12 protein-coding genes are annotated in these 14,242 nt (G+C 47.5%); 6 read left to right on the top strand and 6 right to left on the bottom strand.

The window, feature by feature from the left end:
- Positions 1-2: 2 nt before the first annotated feature.
- A complete protein-coding gene (locus J8Z23_RS24160) occupies positions 3-1,352 on the top strand; it encodes an MmgE/PrpD family protein (RefSeq protein ID WP_434635529.1) in 1,350 nt (449 codons plus the stop codon).
- 28 nt (positions 1,353-1,380) lie between these two features.
- On the opposite strand, the gene J8Z23_RS24165 is transcribed toward J8Z23_RS24160, so the two are convergent.
- Positions 1,381-2,337, bottom strand: coding sequence for a GlxA family transcriptional regulator (locus tag J8Z23_RS24165; protein WP_005375751.1), 957 nt, complete (start codon positions 2,335-2,337; stop codon positions 1,381-1,383).
- A 154-nt stretch (positions 2,338-2,491) separates the two neighbouring features.
- Here J8Z23_RS24165 and J8Z23_RS24170 point away from each other — a divergent pair, with 154 nt between their 5' ends.
- From J8Z23_RS24170 to J8Z23_RS24190, 5 genes are all read left to right on the top strand, one after another.
- Complete coding sequence (locus tag J8Z23_RS24170) at positions 2,492-3,385, top strand: alpha/beta hydrolase (RefSeq protein ID WP_005375755.1); 894 nt, start codon at positions 2,492-2,494, stop codon at positions 3,383-3,385.
- A 58-nt stretch (positions 3,386-3,443) separates the two neighbouring features.
- The gene (locus J8Z23_RS24175; RefSeq protein ID WP_420664933.1) at positions 3,444-4,313 is read left to right on the top strand and encodes an amidohydrolase family protein; all 870 of its coding nucleotides are present in this window, start codon (positions 3,444-3,446) and stop codon (positions 4,311-4,313) included.
- A gap of 55 nt (positions 4,314-4,368) precedes the next feature.
- Entirely contained in the window at positions 4,369-7,416 is a 3,048-nt protein-coding gene (ydiJ, locus tag J8Z23_RS24180; RefSeq protein WP_434635530.1) for a D-2-hydroxyglutarate dehydrogenase YdiJ, read from the top strand.
- Between the two features lie 208 nt (positions 7,417-7,624).
- Positions 7,625-8,503 (top strand): DMT family transporter, encoded by an 879-nt coding sequence (locus J8Z23_RS24185; protein ID WP_048625206.1) that lies wholly within the window; start codon positions 7,625-7,627, stop codon positions 8,501-8,503.
- A gap of 40 nt (positions 8,504-8,543) precedes the next feature.
- Entirely contained in the window at positions 8,544-9,095 is a 552-nt protein-coding gene (locus tag J8Z23_RS24190) for a DUF2301 domain-containing membrane protein (protein WP_046873652.1), read from the top strand.
- An 8-nt stretch (positions 9,096-9,103) separates the two neighbouring features.
- Here the strand turns inward: J8Z23_RS24190 and J8Z23_RS24195 are convergent, their stop codons facing one another.
- From J8Z23_RS24195 to J8Z23_RS24215, 5 genes are all read right to left on the bottom strand, one after another.
- Positions 9,104-10,012: a hydroxymethylglutaryl-CoA lyase gene (locus J8Z23_RS24195; RefSeq protein ID WP_085343631.1), complete on the bottom strand. Its 909-nt coding sequence runs from the start codon at positions 10,010-10,012 to the stop codon at positions 9,104-9,106.
- Positions 10,012-10,851, bottom strand: coding sequence for an enoyl-CoA hydratase-related protein (locus J8Z23_RS24200; RefSeq protein ID WP_145535327.1), 840 nt, complete (start codon positions 10,849-10,851; stop codon positions 10,012-10,014). The genes J8Z23_RS24195 and J8Z23_RS24200 overlap by 1 nt, the downstream gene beginning before the upstream one ends.
- A gap of 29 nt (positions 10,852-10,880) precedes the next feature.
- Positions 10,881-12,485 carry a carboxyl transferase domain-containing protein gene (locus J8Z23_RS24205; RefSeq protein ID WP_367000860.1) on the bottom strand — a complete coding sequence of 535 codons (1,605 nt, stop codon included), beginning with the start codon at positions 12,483-12,485 and terminating at the stop codon, positions 10,881-10,883.
- Positions 12,486-12,510: 25 nt separating this feature from the next.
- Positions 12,511-13,680, bottom strand: coding sequence for an isovaleryl-CoA dehydrogenase (locus J8Z23_RS24210; RefSeq protein WP_317346619.1), 1,170 nt, complete (start codon positions 13,678-13,680; stop codon positions 12,511-12,513).
- A gap of 66 nt (positions 13,681-13,746) precedes the next feature.
- Positions 13,747-14,121 (bottom strand): MerR family transcriptional regulator, encoded by a 375-nt coding sequence (locus J8Z23_RS24215; RefSeq protein ID WP_012842485.1) that lies wholly within the window; start codon positions 14,119-14,121, stop codon positions 13,747-13,749.
- Positions 14,122-14,242: the final 121 nt, after the last annotated feature.

Consider the following 14,242-nt stretch of genomic DNA (forward strand, 5'->3'; position numbering starts at 1 on the left):
AGATGATGCAATCTATTCATCGATTTATTCACGAATTAACCTTTGAACAGCTTCCTGCTGACGTTATTGAACAAGCGAAATATTGCGTCTTGGATTTGTTAGGTGTCGCCGCAGCTGGTAAAGCGACGCAGCTGCAAAACATGGTAGCCAAACTCGCGCAGAAGCAGTTTGCCGGTGATACGCCGATGCTGTTTTCTGATCACACGGCCAGTGGTTGTGGGACAACTCTATATGGCGGAATGTTGATTGACAGTATGGACGCGCACGACGGCCAAGTCCTGACGAAAGGCCATGTTGGCGTCGCTGTTTTGCCGGGGCTGCTCGCCAGTATGCATGGGTCAGCAGTTACGGGAGAAGAGTTATTAACGTCCCTCGTCATTGGCTACGAAATAGCAACTCGCGCCGGAATCGCGCTGCATCAAACCGCTTGTGACTACCATACTTCTGGTGCTTGGAATGCGCAGGGCGTCGCCGCAGTATCTGCAAGAAGAAAAGAATTAACGGAGGCACAAACAGAGCATGCGCTCGGCATTGCCGAGTTCTATGGCCCGCGCAGCCAAATGATGCGTTGTATTGAACACCCAACCATGCTCAAAGACGGCTCTGGCTGGGGAGCGATGGCGGGCTTTGCCAGTGCAGAGCTAGCAGAAGAAGGATTTACTGGCGCGCCAGCCGTGACTCTGCTGGACCAACAAACTCACGCTTTGTGGGCAGATTTAGGGCAGCGCTGGTATATTCTGGAGCAATACTTTAAACCGTATCCGGTTTGTCGTTGGGCTCAACCTGCGGTTGAAGCGGTGAGAGCACTGCAACAAGAAAATAAACTAGAACCTGATGAGATTGAACTTATCGAAGTTCACAGCTTTCATCAGGCGGTGTGCCTGCATATCAAGCGCCCAGAGACAACCGAGCAGGCTCAGTACAGTTTGCCATTTTCAGTCGCGAGTGCGGTTATTGATAATACGGTCACGGTAGAAGCCGTCACCAAAGGACTGAAAGATCCTGCTCGCTTGGCACTTACGGAGCGGATGAAGTTAATTGAAGAGCCCGCTTACAATGATAAGTTTCCAGCCGAACGCTGGGCGTATGTCGTGGTGACGTTGAAAAATGGCGACAAACTGACTTCGCCTCCCTGTATTGCGCGAGGTAATCCTGAAAATCCTCTCAGTCGAGACGAGATGCGAGGTAAGTTTCGCACTTTGGCAGAGAAAGAATTGTCCGCTTCACGCGTGTCAGCGATAGAAGAGGGATGTTTGCAACTTGATAAAGCCAGTAAAGAGCAGGTTCTTGCTTGGCTATCACTGCTTTACCAAGGTACTTTGTCTGACACGTCGCCTGGCACGTCACTATGAGATCGAACTTCTTTTCTCTTACTCAATCTTAAGCTAAACGTCGCTCTTCACGCGGCGTTTTTTCATAGCGTTTTTTGTAGCAGCGCGCAAAATACGATGTAGAACTGAACCCACAAGCGGTGCTGATTTGAGTAATGGACAGCATGGTTTGCAACAACAAATGTTGAGCGCGTTCTAAGCGCAATTGAAGGTAGTAATTACCTGGTTTGTCTTGCAAGTATTGCAAAAATAACCTTTCCATCTGCCTGACCGATAATCCTACTTGCTCGCCAATTTCATAGCACTTTAGCGGCTCTTCCATGTTGGCTTCCATGATCTCTACAGCGTCGAGCAGGCGCGGGTGGCGGATGTTGTGCTTACGGATTAACGACATCCGCTGTTTATCATGCGCTGGTCGAATCGCAGGGTGAATGCATTGCTCTGCCACTTGATTCGCCAAGTCGCTCCCATGTTGGTTTGTAATTAAATGAAGCATCATATCCAAACCGGCTAGGCCGCCCGAACAAGTTGGTGTGCGTGGGTCGAATTCGTACAACTCACTGGTCACGTTAATGTTTGGAAACTCCTCTGCCAGGCTGTTGGCGGACTCCCAATGCACGGTACACGTTTTGTTTTTTAACAGGCCCGCTTTTGCTAACAACACGCTGCCTGTCGAAGTCGAGCCCACGGCGATGCCTTGACGAAGCGCTTGCTTTAACCACTGGTTCACCGAGCCACTCGCAGCAGCAACATGGGCGCCAATACCTGCTACAACCAGCAGCAAGTCTAAATGAGCAATGTTGTTGACTGACTGTGTTGGCGAGAATGAAACGCCATTACTGGCCGATACTTCTTTATCTTCGAATCCATAAATATCCCACTGATACAAATCGCAACCAGCGAGGCGGTTAGCCATTCGAAGAGGTTCGATAACCGCCGAAAAAGAGAGCATCGAAAAATCAGGAATAAGGAAAAAACCAATGCGATACGTGTGTGTCGTTTTCATTCTCTGTGGTCACCAAGTGGGCAGTTCATCTATGTCGTATTTCTGGATAAGAATGTCGCAATTGTTAAATTATTGCTATCAAAATTCGAACATGATGTGACTTAAGACAAGGAGTTCTTTGTCGAGCATACACATTCATTTGGACGAGATAATTATGATTGAACAAAAAGCCCCAGTAATTAGTGATGGTCTACGCCTTGATGGCGCTTTCTTTACTGACGAGAACGTTAACAACCCAGACTTACCGATCGTTATTGTCTGCTCAGGCTTTACTGGGCAAAAAAATATTCACCCAGAGCGTTACGCGAGAGCCTTAACTGCGAAGGGCTTTACAGTATTCGGATTTGACTACCGTGGCTTTGGCGAATCTGAGGGTATTCGTGAGCGAGTTATCCTGGATGAACAAGTACGCGACATCGCTAATGCGGTTGCGGTTGTGAAACAGCGCGCTGACGAGGAAGGCCGCAAAGTCGTACTGGCTGGCTGGGGCATGGCGGGTGGATTAATTCTTGATGCTTACCGAGTTTGCCAAGATGCGATTGATGGACTTATCTCCATGAACGGCTTTTATGATGCGGTACGTGTTCAGGTTGCTCAACGTGGCGAGCACGGCTGGAAAGCGTTCCGTCAATTTATGTTAGAAGAGCGTACACGTCTTGCTCTTGGTGGAGAAAAGCAGGGGATTGATCCATTTGAAATCTACCCGCTTGATCCAGTAAGCCGCGAATATGTATTCACTGAACTGGTCAAAGCGCCGGGCTACGGAGTGACATCTGATCTGGATTTTGCGGATTCTCTCATCAATTTCAAACCGGAAGCTCTACTGGACGAGCGATTTGCAGACGCGCCAATCTTGATTGCGCACGGTGCAGAAAACGACCTTCACCCAGTGACCGAAGCAAAGTCGCTGTACGCGAAATACCCTGGGCCGAAATCTCTATTCTTACTGCCGGAAGGTGGTCACACCGAGTGGATGTTGGACGACGATCCTAAGTTTATTCAGTTCTCTGGCGTGATCGCGAACTGGTTGAGTGAGAACTTCAGTTAAGTCTTCAAGAGGTGCTTTCGTTGATGGCACCTCTATCTTTCTGACAGGATGATTTTTGATGAGCATAATTCCATTTTGTGAAGCGGCTGACCCATTTGTACATAAACCAACAATCGCGATTCCTGAAGGCGCGGTTGATTGTCACGCCCACGTTTTTTCTTCACGTTATCCGTACTGTGAAACGCGAACCTACACGCCACCTGATGCCAGCGTCGGCGCATACCTGCATTTGCACCAGCAATTAGGCATCCGTCATGGCGTGCTGGTTCAGCCGAGTGTGTATGGCAATGACAACCAGTTGCATCTTGATACATTGCGGTATTTGCGCCAGCAAGGTTACGACTACAAAGGCGTCGCGGTCGTGGATGCGGATGTTTCCGAGCAAACGCTGGATGAGCTACAAGAAGCGGGATTTTGTGGGGTGCGGATGAATTTGCTGTTTAAAGGTGGTATTGAGTGGCGTGATGTTGAACGTTTAGCGGCTCGCCTTGCAGAGCGACACTGGCACCTTCAATGCTTAATTGATGTTTCGCAGTTTGATGACTTATATCACCGATTAAGGGCTTTACCTGTGCCCGTAGTGATTGATCATCTTGGACATATGCCAACAAACAAGCTGATTTCTCATCCTGGTTTTCAAACCTTATTGAAGCTTAAGGCCGAAGGGAAAGTGTGGACAAAACTGTCGGCGCCGTATCGTTTGTCGCCTCAATCACCGCCTTATGATGACGTTTCTTCGTTTGCTCAAGCTTTGTTAGAAGCGAATGAAGAGCAATGCGTCTGGGGCTCGGATTGGCCTCATCCATGTTTTGCTGCTGAGATGCCAAATGATGGTCAGCTATTAGATACCTTGTGGCACTGGACGCAAGATACGACACTGTTTAGTAAGATTCTGGTCGATAACCCCAAGCGCCTCTACCGCTTTTAACTCCACATTCATGTTATGAACCTAAAAAGACAACCGTAAGGCACTGATTCAAATTATGCTTCCTGCACTTCCGCTACAGGTTTCCTCTGATCCTGTGGTTATCAAGTTCTTTAACACCCTTAAACAGCTTGGTTTCAAGGGGGATACTGATGCTCGCTATACCACTCGATTGAGTATGGCGACTGACAACAGCGTCTACCAGCAACTTCCGTTGTCGGTCGTCTTTCCTGCCAACCATCATGATGTGGTAATACTTGGCAAGGTCAGTGCTCGTGATGAATTTAAACACCTGACCTTTTCGCCCAGAGGAGGCGGAACGGGCACCAACGGACAATCATTGAACTCGGGGATCGTGGTTGATCTGTCTCGCTATATGAATCGAGTGTTAGAGATCAACGAGCAGGAAGGTTGGGTGAGAGTGGAAACTGGGATAGTTAAAGATCAACTCAACGACATCGTTCGCCCTTATGGTTATTTCTTCTCGCCAGATCTGTCGACCAGCAACCGCGCAACATTAGGTGGGATGATTAATACCGATGCATCAGGCCAAGGCTCTTTGCAGTATGGTAAAACCTCGGATCATGTGTTGGCGCTCAAAGCCGTATTGGCGGATGGTTCGGTGCTCGATACCGAAGCAATTCAACAAAACAAATGGTTAAACAGTGATGTAGTATCGCGAGCGTTAAAAATTACGGAGGAAGTTTGTCGAGACAAGCGTCAACAGATTCTGGATAAGTTTCCTCCTCTGAATCGATTTCTTACTGGTTATGACCTAAAAAATGCCATCAACGACAAGAGTGAAGAGTTTGACGTCACGAGAATATTATGTGGCTCTGAAGGCACGTTAGCTTTTATCACTGAAGCCAAGCTCAATCTTACGCGAATACCTACCACGCGACGGTTAGTGAACGTTAAATACGATAGCTTTGATTCTGCATTGCGAAATGCTCCGTTGATGGTCGAAGCAGAGGCGCTATCGGTAGAGACGGTTGATGCAAAGGTGCTTAATCTTGCAAGAGAAGACATTGTCTGGCACTCGGTAAAACACGCGATCTCAGACGTGCAGGGCAAAGAGATGCAAGGGATTAACTTTGTCGAGTTCGCAGGCAGTCAAAGCGATGATATTGAGGATAAAGTTGAACGCTTACTTTTAATTCTTGATAAAGAAATCGTTCATCGACGCAGTGGTATCATCGGCTATCAAGTCTGTCGCGACCCCAAAGACATCCAAGCTATTTATGTAATGCGCAAGAAAGCGGTTGGGCTGCTTGGCGCGACTAAAGGTCAGGCAAAGCCGATTGCATTCGCGGAAGATACCTGTGTGCCGCCTGAAAATTTGGCGGACTTTATCGCGGAATTTCGTACGTTGCTAGACAGCAATAACCTGCATTATGGCATGTTTGGGCATGTGGATGCAGGCGTTCTTCACGTGCGTCCAGCGCTCGATATGTGTGACCCCGAACAAGAAGCGTTGATGCATCAACTGTCCGATGATGTGGTCGCGCTGGTGGCAAAATACAATGGTTTAATGTGGGGAGAGCACGGTAAAGGATATCGCTCAGAATATGGACCAGCCTTCTTTGGTGATGAGCTCTTTACTGAATTAAGGCGTATTAAAGCGGCGTTTGACCCCGACAATAAAATGAACCCGGGCAAGATTTGCACGCCACTGAATAGCGACGCTGAAATGGTAAAAGTCACAGCGACCAAGCGTGGCTACTATGATCGTCAGATCCCTGTAGCAGTCCGAGAGTCGCTTAAGCCCGTGCTGTCTTGCAATGGCAATGGGCTGTGTTTTAATTACGATGCTGATAGCCCAATGTGTCCATCATTTAAAGTAACAGCCGATCGTCGCCACTCTCCGAAAGGGAGGGCTGGGATAATGCGTGAATGGCTGCGTCGCCTGAATGACAGTGGCTTCGATTTGCTCGCTAACGAACAACAGCTTCTCAATCAAACGTTATCGGTTAAGCTTTTGGCTCAGAAGCTGAGTCAACTGATATCTCGACCCACATCTGATGACCTATCGCATGAAGTTTATGAGGTGATGAATGGCTGTCTAGCGTGCAAAGCGTGTGCGAGTCAGTGTCCTGTTAAAGTTGATGTGCCTGATTTTAGAGCACGTTTTTTACACGTTTATCACTCGCGTTATCGCAGACCTCTGCGCGACTATCTGGTGTCGAATATTGAGCAACTGCTGCCGATTATGGCAAAAGCTCCCAAACTGGTTAATCAAATTGCATCTAGTAGGCCTGTTACGCAAGTATTAGAGACATCCATCGGTTTTATTGATTCGCCAGTACTATCGATCCCTACGTTGCAAAGTCGATGTCAGGCTCTTGGCGTGAGCCCGTTTGACTTTGCGTATCTAGAATCGCTTTCCCCAGAAGTGAAGCAAAATTACGTCTTGATTGTTCAAGATCCATTTACCAGCTTTTATGAAGCCGAGTTGGTTTCGGACTTTATTCAGTTATTGCAGCGGTTAGGGAAACACCCTGTTGTTCTGCCTTTCAAACCTAATGGGAAAGCTCAACATGTAAAAGGTTTCCTTAAGGCATTCGCCAGAAATGCACAAAACACTTCGGATTTTCTCAACCAAGTTGCTGAGCTTGAAATTCCTATGATCGGTATCGATGCAGCCTTAGTGCTTTGTTATCGTGATGAATACCATCAGGTTCTAAAAGAAAAGCGAGGCGAATTTACAGTTTATACGGCTCATGAATGGCTGGTGGATACACTCGATGAATGGCCAGCTGTAAGCACATCAGATGAAGAGCCTTGGTATTTGATGGCGCATTGCACAGAAAAGACAAAAATACCGCTGACTGAGAAATCTTGGCAGTCTATTTTTTATCACTTTGGTTTAAAGCTGCATGTGATACCTACGGGATGTTGCGGTATGGCAGGGACATTCGGCCATGAAGTGGATAAGAAAAGTACGTCTGAAGCTATTTATCAGCTGAGTTGGAAACCGAATATAAAGAACCTGCCCACCGAGCGTGTGTTAGCCACGGGGTATTCCTGTCGCAGTCAAGTTAAGCGTTTTGAAGGGGAGGTAGTTCGACATCCGGTCCAAGTTTTAGCCAGTTTGTTTAATGCATAAGATGCTTAGGCAATTTAGTATACGAAAACGCTTGCCTTAAGACTTTGCCTGCCTTTAATGTATCCGACCGCAGAACTTCAATCTGCTTAACAACATAGGAGAGAGTCGGGCTTTCACTTCCGCTCGACAGAAACTCCTTTCAAATTGATACAACAGCGCAGCAAACTTCCCTTGCTGCGATACTGTGTTCCATATTTTGTGAGTACTTATGTTTAACTCAGAACGCAAAGCGACGGTTATTCTGGTTGCGACAACGATGATCGCGGCACTTGGTTGGATCTTTTCTAAGGAAACAATACAGGGTTTACCACCTTTCGGCTTTATCGGGGCGCGATTTACTATTGCATCACTCTGCCTGCTGCCGTTGTGCTATCGACCTTTGTTGAAAGCGAATTTGAGAGATGTGCTTTCTGCTGGTGGTGTCGGGCTACTGTTAGGTAGTGCCGTTATGACATGGATTTACGCCATCTCCATCAGCGACACGCTTGGGGAAGGCGCATTTATCATGAGTCTCTCCATGCTATTTGTGCCTATTGTTGCGTGGGTTATGTTTCGTCAACGACCACAACGAATTTTCTGGCTTTCTTTGCCTATCGCGGTATTAGGGCTCGCCTGTCTCTCTTTAGTTGGTGGCTGGAAACAATCGGCCAGTCAATTTTGGTTTCTTGGTGCAGCACTGGTTTTGGCGCTTCATTTTAATGTGAACAGCAAATACTCTCAAAAACTACCTGTGTTGCTGCTTACTTGCGTGCAGCTTTTTTCTGCTGGTTGTTTAGGTTTGTTGGTTTCTTTCTTTATGGAGTCTTTTCCGGCAGAGGTTGACTCCTCCATTTGGTGGTGGTTCGCGTTGAGCACCTTGCTAGCGACGAGCTTGCGTTACGTAATGCAAACCATGGGGCAAAAATTTGTTCAGGCAGGTAATGCTGCCTTGATCATGATATTAGAGCCAGTTTGGACCGTCATTCTAAGCGTGCTGTGGTATGGCGAAGTGCTAACGGCAAATAAGCTAGTAGGCTGTGTGCTTATCTTATTCTCTCTTATTATTTATCGTACTGGCGGTCGATTTCGTTTGTCTATCCCTAGGTAGCTTCAAGAGGTTTGGGTAGGGAACAATTTAGGAGTGAAGCATGGCCAATACTGAGTATCAGGAATCACTAGACTTTTTAGATATTTTAAGTGTCTGTTTATACCGTTTAGGAATTAGCGTATTTGCCTTTGGACTTATCGCGATGACGATATCGGGTTTGCACCTTATTGAAGGTTCGGCATTTTATGATCGAAATGTGTTGCTGCTCATCGCCATTGCAGGCGTATTAACTGCAGCAAATATCCATGTCTACAGTAAAACTGTGCGTACTGTCATCAGCTGGTCAACTTGGGTGGGACTGCTCTTCATGGTGAGCGATCCAGACTTATCCCGCGTGTGGCTTTCTCTTGGTTTTGTCTTTGTCACTTTTTCCGGTGTGGCGCTGAAAGAATCCTTTTGTTTTAAAGTTCCAGGCTTGAAAGCGGTGCCAGTGCTACTTGTCATCGCAACCTTTGCGTTTTGTTTCGAAATACTGACGGTAGCGAATATTGCAACAGGGTTGTCTGGCTTAATTATGGGCTTCCTGTCTATATCAAAGTGGCGGATGCCACTTCATTTTGATATTGGTATCAAAGCAAACTACGAGGTTTAATAAACGCCTTAAGTTAGAGATGTCATACGGTTACGCAAAGCTAGCGATACTTTTGACGTGGGTTCTCGATTAAGCTCTTCGCTGATCATCCAGCCAGCTTTTGCTAACAGCTCCAAGTCGATCCCCGTTTCGATCCCTAATCCTTGGCATAAATACAGTACATCCTCCGTCGCGACATTCCCCGAGGCCCCATGAGCGTATGGGCATCCACCCAGCCCAGCGACACTGCTGTCGATGGTATTGATGCCCATACTCAAGGCTTGATGAATGTTGGCGAGCGCTTGTCCCCATGTATCGTGGAAATGGACAGCAAGCTGGGGGAGAGGTGTAACCAACATGACGGCTTCCAGCATGGCTGCAATTCGATTTGGCGTGCCTGTGCCGATGGTGTCACCTAGAGACACCTCATAGCACCCTAAATCGATGAGGGATTTGGTCACGCTCGCCACCTGTCTAGGGTCTGTCGGACCGTCGTATGGGCAATCGGCAACGCAGGATAGATAGCCTCGAACAGGGATGCCGTGTTTGGTGGCTAATCGCATTACAGGCTCGAAGCGAGTTAAACTTTCTGCAATCGAGCAATTGATATTGTGTTGGCAGAATCCTTCTGATGATGAAGTGAAAATTGCGACCTGATTGGCACCAGCCTCCAAGGCTTGTTCGAAGCCTTTTAGGTTTGGTGTCAGGGCAGAATAAGTAACATGATTTCGCCTTGTTATTGCTTTCATGACCTCTGTTGAGTCCGCCATTTGTGGCACCCATTTGGGCGAAACAAAAGAGCCCGCCTCAATATGCGTTAGCCCAGTATCAGAGAGTAAGTTGATCAACCGGATTTTAGTCTGGGTCGCAACAGGAGACTCATTTTGCAACCCATCTCGTGGACCTACTTCGACAATATTTACTTTGGAAGGCAGCATTACTTGTCCTGTGATTTGGTTACCCAACTTGGGCTTCGTTTTTCAAGAAACGCTTGCAAGCCATCTTGGCCTTGTGGCGATACCCTAATGTCTGCAATGAGCTTGCTGGTATAGTGAATCAGTTGTTGATCGATCGGGTTTTGATGACATTGGTGACAGAGCGTTTTTGCTTTACGCATCGCATCTGGGCTATTAAGTAGTAACGTCTTGATCACGCTATCGACCGCACTTTCAAGTTGTTTGGCTTCTTTCACTTCGTGCACAATACCAAACCGTTCGGCATCCTCGGCTGAAATGACTTCACCACTTAAAATATAACGTCTGGCTTGTCGATTCCCCATCGCGCGCATGACGTAGGGTGCAATGGTTGCCGGAACTAAACCAAGCTTAACTTCACTTAAGCAAAAGTTGGCACATTGGCTCGCGATGGCGATATCACTGCAACAAATCAATCCCAGCGCGCCGCCATAAGCGGAGCCTTGTACAACCGCGATGGTGGGTTGAGGGAACGAATCTAGTGTTTCCATGAGTCTTGCCAAGTTTTGGGCATCAACGAAATTATCTTGCCTCGTGCTGTCGGCCATCGACTGCATCCAATTCAGATCGGCTCCGGATGAAAAGTGCTTGCCGTTACTTCTTAATACCAAGCACCGCACATCCGTTCGTAAAGCGAGATAATCTAGACGATGGATCAGCAAGTCGATCGTACAAGCATCAAAAGCATTGTGCTTGGCTGTTCTGTTTAGAGTGATGGTCGCTACGCCATTGTCATCGACATGCCAAAGAACATCATCTTGTCTTTGGGCGTTGGGAATAATGCTTGGTTGCATTTCCTGCATACTTACTTCCTTAATTTATCTCTGGATATTTACATTCTGAAGACGCCAAACTCGCTATCAGGAATGGGGGCATTTAATGCTGCCGTTAGCGCCTGACTCAACACCTGACGCGTTTGTTTGGGGTCAATAATTCCATCATCCCATAGCCGAGCGCTCGCAAAATAGGGATGTCCTTGTGCTTCATACAAGTCTATGATTGATTCTCTAAAAATATGTTCTTCTTGCTCTGACCACGCTTCCCCCTGGCGTTCCTTCGCGTCTTTTCGAACTTGTGTTAAGACGCCTGCCGCTTGTTCTCCGCCCATCACAGAAATACGAGCGTTCGGCCACATCCACATCATGGTTGGATCATAAGCTCGGCCGCACATGCCATAATTGCCAGCGCCGTACGACCCACCGATGATTACGGTAAACTTTGGTACGTCAGCACAAGCGACGGCCATCACCAGCTTGGCGCCATGTTTTGCGATGCCTTCTTCCTCCACCTTTTTCCCGACCATGAATCCGGTAATGTTTTGGAGAAAGAGAAGCGGTGTTTTCCGTTTGGCGCAAAGTTCAATAAAGTGCGCGCCTTTTTGTGCCGATTCAGAAAACAAGATGCCGTTGTTTGCCACAATGCCGATCAAGTGTCCGTGAATGCGAGCAAAGCCACACACTAACGTTCTGCCGTACAAGGCTTTGAATTCGTCAAAATCAGAATCATCGACGATGCGGGCAATGATTTCTCGAACGTCGAATGATAGTCGTAAGTTGGCATTCACGATTCCGTAGATTTCTTCAGCATCGTAGCGGGGAGGTAGCACGGTGTTTTCCGGCTTAATCGGTTTCGCTCTATTGGCATTGGCAATGGCTTCTCGGGCAAGCATTAGGGCATGCTCATCATTTTCAGCGTAATAATCAGCAACACCAGATTTACGACAATGCACGTCTGCACCGCCGAGCTCTTCACCCGTCACGACTTCGCCAGTGGCCGCTTTCACCAGAGGCGGTCCCGCCAAAAATATGGTGCCTTGCTCTTTGACCATAATGGACACATCCGCCATGGCAGGAACATATGCGCCCCCAGCAGTGCAAAGCCCCATCACAACAGCAACCTGAGGGATGCCTTTTGCTGACATCCTCGCTTGGTTAAAGAAAATGCGACCAAAGTGTTCTTTGTCGGGGAAGACGTCGGACTGATGAGGGAGATTTGCACCACCGGAGTCCACCAAGTACACGCAGGGGAGTTGGCAACGTTGGGCTATCTCTTGCGCTCTAAGGTGTTTTTTTACCGTGAGTGGGTAGTAGGTTCCGCCTTTTACCGAAGCATCGTTGGCGATGACCATACATTGAATCCCCGCTATGAAACCAATGCCGGCGATAACGCCAGCGCAGGGGATGGATTCGTCATACACTTGCCAGGCGGCAAACTGGCTGATTTCAAGAAAGTCAGTGTTGTCATCAAGCAAGCGCGCGATGCGTTCTCGTGCGGGGAGTTTTCCTTTTTGCCTCTGGTGCTGAATGGCTTTTTCACCGCCTCCTTGTTTGATGGTCTCGATATGTTGATTCAGTTGAGTGACCAACGTTTCCATCGCAGCTTTATTGGAAAGAAATAACTCGTCAGTTGGCTTAGTTTTACTTTTGATAATGGCCATAATGACTTCCTTGTCGTATGTTCCTTTAGCGAGATTCTTCGAACAGTTCTCGGCCTATTAACATGCGGCGAATCTCTGAGGTACCCGCGCCGATTTCATAAAGCTTTGCATCACGTAGCAAACGACCAGCAGGGTATTCATTGATGTAGCCATTCCCACCGAGCAATTGGATTGCATCGAGTGCCATTTGTGTGGCGAGTTCTGCACTGTATAGAATCGCTCCTGCGGCATCTTTACGCGTTGCGTTACCTCGATCACAAGCCGCTGCGACGGTATATACATACGCTTTTGCTGCACTCATTCGAGAGTACATATCGGCGATCTTGCCCTGAACTAACTGAAACTCGCCAATGGATTTTCCAAACTGCTCTCGTTCATGTACGTACGGGACCACAATGTCCATGCAAGCTTGCATTATCCCGAGTGGTCCGGCAGCGAGGACGACGCGCTCGTAATCTAGTCCACTCATTAACACCTCGACGCCTTGATTCAGATCGCCAAGAATATTCTCTTTCGGCACTACGCAATTGTTAAACACAAGTTCGCAAGTGTTCGAGCCTCTCATGCCTAGTTTGTCCAGCTTTTGAGCATGGCTGAAACCTTCGACGTTGCGTTCAACAATGAATGCGGTAATACCTCGTGAACCTGCATTGACATCCGTTTTAGCGTAAAGCACCACTATGTCAGCGTCGGGACCGTTGGTGATCCACATTTTGTTGCCATTTAGTACAAAATGGTCGCCCTTGTTCTCTGCTTTCAGTTGCATGCTTATCACGTCTGAACCTGCATTGGGCTCACTCATAGCTAGGGCGCCAACGTGTGTACCATCGATGAGTTTGGGAAGGTATTTCTTGCGTTGAGAAGGCGTGCCATTGCGAAAGATCTGATTGACGCACAGATTAGAATGAGCGCCGTAGCTTAAAGCGACGGAGGCAGAGGCTCGGCTGATCTCTTCCATCGCTACAACGTGAGCAAGGTATCCCATGCCTGCACCACCAAGTTCTTCATCGACGGTGACACCGAGCAACCCCATATCTCCAAACAAAGGCCACAAATGCTTCGGAAACTGGTTATCGCGGTCTATATCTGCGGCGATGGGAGCAATATGTTCCGTAGCAAAGGCATTAACATGGTCTCGGAGCATATCGATGGTATCACCAAGTCCGAAATTCAGTGGGGCGTAGGTGCTTTTCATAACGTCTCCCGATATCAGAGGTAAGGTGGAAAAGCCGATTGCAGTGTCGCTATTTGAGTATAGCGGTTATGTCTCTTTGCTTTTGAGTGTTTGAATACAGCGTTCTTTAGCGGCATTCAACTCTGCCATTACGACGCTGATGTCATTGAGTTGCTGTTGTAGGACGGCTTGTTTCTCTTCAATGATATTGAGCATTTTCAATAACTGTCCTTCGGTTTGTTGCATGTCATAGAGCTCGAAAAGTTCACGAATTTCTGCCAGTGAAAAACCGAGCCGTTTCCCTCTTAAAATCAGTTTGAGACGAATTTTATCTCTGCGTTGATAAACGCGCATGTTGCCTTTTCGCTCTGGTTCAATCAGACCTACGTCCTCATAAAACCGGATACTGCGAGTGGTAATATCAAACTCCTTGGCGAGGTCACTGATCTTGTATTTTTCCATAACATACTTACCTCGAATAAAAATCCAGTTTCTGGAAATCGAACCTTCAACGGAAAGGCCGAACGCAAATTTTGAAAGATAAACGCCTACTTGGTGTGTTTTTTCATCTCATTGTAAAGGC

The organism is Vibrio sp. SCSIO 43086 (genome assembly GCF_051132235.1).
Lineage (GTDB): Bacteria > Pseudomonadota > Gammaproteobacteria > Enterobacterales > Vibrionaceae > Vibrio > Vibrio diabolicus.